Genomic DNA, 3,031 nt, shown 5'->3' with positions numbered 1-3,031 from the left:
CTGGTGGCGCGAGGCCGCCGCCTCGGCGCGCTCGGCGGTCAGCGCGGCAAGTCTTGCCTCGCTCTGCGACAGCGTAGCACCTGCCTGCTCGAAAGCGGCGCGCGTGGTCGCCTCGCGCTCGGCGGCGCCGGCATTTTCCGAATTGAGCTCGGCTTCCTCGACGCGCAGGCGCTCGAGGATATCGGCATTGTCGCGCACCATCCGCTCCTCGCGGGCGATGTCGGCGTCGAGCTGCTGCAGACGGCGTTCGAGCTCGGTCTGGCGGGCACGGATGCGGCCGGCCTCCTCCTCGATCTGCGTCTTGGCGATCGACAGGCGCTGGAAGGCGGCGGCCGCGGCGGCTTCGGCGTCGCGCAGGTCCGGCAGCCGGTGCGCGGCGATGCCCTGCTCCCTGGCGGCGGCCATCTGGGCGGCGGCGCGGTCGCCGACCAGCGTGGTGGCGACGGCAAGCGCGGAGCGCGCCTCGCCTTCCTGGGTCTTTGCCAGCGTCCAGCGCAGATGCAACAGCGTCGCTTCGGCCTTGCGGATATCGGCCGACAGGTTCTTGAAGCGCGAGGCCTGGCGCGCCTGGCGCTTCAGGCTTTCGATCTGGCCTTCCAGCTCGCCGACGACGTCGTCCAGCCGTTCCAGATTCTGCTCGGCGGCCTTCAGCCGAAGCTCGGCTTCATGTCGGCGCGTGTGCAGGCCGGAAATGCCGGCCGCTTCTTCGAGCAGCGCGCGGCGCGCCTGCGGCTTCGCCTGGATCAACTCGCCGATACGGCCCTGGCCGACCATGGAGGGCGAGCGGGCGCCGGTCGACTGGTCGGCAAAGAGCAACTGCACGTCCTTGGCGCGGGCTTCCTTGCCGTTGATGCGGTAGAGCGAGCCGGCCTCGCGCTCGATGCGGCGCGAGACCTGCAATTCGTCGGCGTCGTTGAAGGCGGCCGGCGCCGTGCGGTCTGTGTTGTCGAGGAAAAGCGTGACTTCGGCGGTGTTGCGCGCCGGGCGCGCGCCGGAGCCGGAAAAGATCACGTCGTCCATGCCGGACGCGCGCATGTTCTTGTAGGAGCTTTCGCCCATCACCCAGCGCAAAGCTTCGACGAGGTTTGACTTGCCGCAGCCGTTCGGCCCGACAATGCCGGTCAGCCCGCGTTCGATGACGAACTCGCCGGGCTCGACGAAGGATTTGAAACCGAGAAGGCGAAGGCGCGAAAATTTCATTCGCGCCGCCCTACACTACAGGCCATCGCGCCAAAGCCTGACCGCTTCGGCGCGGCCTGGATGTCAGAGCAGAGGGTCGATGATGGCCGACATTTCCTCAATCGACATCGCCCCTTTGTAGGTCTTTCCGTTGATGAAGAAGGTCGGCGTCGAGTCGACCTTGAACTCGTCCGCTCCGCGTTTCTGGACTGCTCTCACATCGTCCAGAAGTTTCTGGTCCGTCAAGCAGGACTCAAAGGACTCCTGTGTAAAACCGGCGAGCTTGGAGATCTGCAGCAGCGCTTCCTTGGTGTTGTTGACGCCGACCCAGCTCGGCTGCTGCTTGAACAGCACGTCGACCATGGCGAAGTAATTGTCCTTGGAGCAGCGCGCCAGCATGAAGCCGGCCTCGGCGCTCGGGTCGAACGGGAATTCGCGCAGGATGTAACGCGCCTTGCCGGTGTCGATATACTTGGTCTTCAGCTCGGGGAAGGTGGTCATGGCGAAATGCGCGCAATGCGGGCAGGTCATCGAGGCGTATTCGACGATGGTGACCTTGGCGTCGTCCTTGCCGAGCTGCTTTTCGGGCAGCGCGCCGGGCTTGAGCAGTTCCGCCATGTCGACCGTGCCCTGTGCCTCCGGCACCTGGGCGGCCGCCGGAGTGGCGGCGGGCTTGGCAGGCGTCGACGGGTCGGCGGGCTTCACGTCGGCGGCCTTGGCCTCCTCGCCGGAGTCGCTGCATGCGGCAAGCAGCGCCACCGCAGGAACAGCGGCCAGCGCTGTCAGAAGGTTTCTGCGGGACAAGCTATTGCCAAACGGGGCACGGTTCATGCGAATCACCTGATATCGGTTGGATTTTGCAATGCAAGGGCTAGAAAAGGCGAGAGTTGGCGCGAATTAAGGCATCCCGATCCCCAATCCAATCGCGAAACTTGATCACGAGCATCACGAATGCGCGAGATTGGTGACGCATTCATGACGCTTCTTACGACCCTTTGGGCTTCCTTTCACCCAAAATTGTGGCGCCAAGCCGCTCCAGCGAAGCGCGCAGGCCGTCGTCCTCGATCTTGCCGACCAGATGCGAAAGCTTTGCCTTCTCGGCCTCGGTCAAGGGTCGCGGCGCGGGCTTCGGCCGCGCCTTTTGCGAAAGCACCGGTTTCTGCAGGATCTTGATGCGGCCGATAGCGTTGAAGCCCAGGAAGGCGTTGACGCGGTTGATGACCTCGCCGGCCTCGTGCTGCAGATGCAGAGCCGCCATGCCTTCGCAGGCGATGATCAGCGTCGCCGGCTCGAACGGGTCGTCCTCATGCAGCCGGCGCGGCCACTGGATTTTTTCCGGGCGCGAATGAGTGGCCAGGCGCGGCCCGGCGATTTCCTCCCAGGACTGCACCAGCCCGATCGAGATGCCGGCGCGCTTCTTCAGCACCGGGTCGAGGATCTCGGTGGCGAGATCGCTCACCGGAACGGGATTGCCGAAGGGCCTTTTCCCTGCCATGTGCGTTCTCCATTCCCCAATTCATCCGATCAATGGCACCGCTCGACCAGACCCGCAAGGCATCACAGAAAGCCGCGTCCGAAGACACGGGCATCGCGTCCCGCCTGCTTGCCTGGTACGACGCGCATCACCGCGACCTGCCCTGGCGCGTCACGCCGGTTGCGTTTGCGCGCGGCGTGAGGGCCGATCCTTATCGCGTGTGGATGTCCGAGGTGATGCTGCAGCAGACCACGGTCGAGGCGGTAAAGGCCTATTTCCGCAATTTCGTCGAGAAATGGCCGACGGTCGAGGCGCTGGCGGCGGCCCCCGCCGAAGACGTGATGAAAGCCTGGGCCGGGCTCGGCTACTATTCCAGGG

At 65.2% G+C, this 3,031-nt stretch carries 3 protein-coding genes and 1 pseudogene; 1 reads left to right on the top strand and 3 read right to left on the bottom strand.

All coding sequences use genetic code 11. The annotated features are described in order from the left end of the window. The 3 genes from EOA27_RS29610 to EOA27_RS29600 form a co-directional block, all read right to left on the bottom strand. Nucleotides 1-1,200, bottom strand: a 1,200-nt coding sequence (locus EOA27_RS29610; RefSeq protein WP_145970606.1) for a chromosome segregation SMC family protein, incomplete at its 3' end; no start/stop codon positions are given. A gap of 63 nt (nucleotides 1,201-1,263) precedes the next feature. Beyond that, nucleotides 1,264-2,010, bottom strand: a complete 747-nt coding sequence (locus EOA27_RS29605) for a DsbA family protein (RefSeq protein WP_042641803.1) — start codon at nucleotides 2,008-2,010, stop codon at nucleotides 1,264-1,266. Between the two features lie 154 nt (nucleotides 2,011-2,164). Then, nucleotides 2,165-2,674 (bottom strand): DUF721 domain-containing protein, encoded by a 510-nt coding sequence (locus EOA27_RS29600; protein ID WP_126078545.1) that lies wholly within the window; start codon nucleotides 2,672-2,674, stop codon nucleotides 2,165-2,167. Between the two features lie 32 nt (nucleotides 2,675-2,706). On the opposite strand from EOA27_RS29600, the pseudogene EOA27_RS29595 reads away from it, so the two are divergent. Continuing rightward, nucleotides 2,707-3,031, top strand: a pseudogene (locus EOA27_RS29595) (A/G-specific adenine glycosylase); the annotation flags it as partial.

Origin of the sequence: Mesorhizobium sp. M2A.F.Ca.ET.037.01.1.1, assembly GCF_003998075.1 — a bacterium.
Classification (GTDB): domain Bacteria; phylum Pseudomonadota; class Alphaproteobacteria; order Rhizobiales; family Rhizobiaceae; genus Mesorhizobium.
The sequence above is the reverse complement of the archived record's forward strand: the minus strand, read 5'-3'. Positions and strand labels throughout refer to the sequence as shown.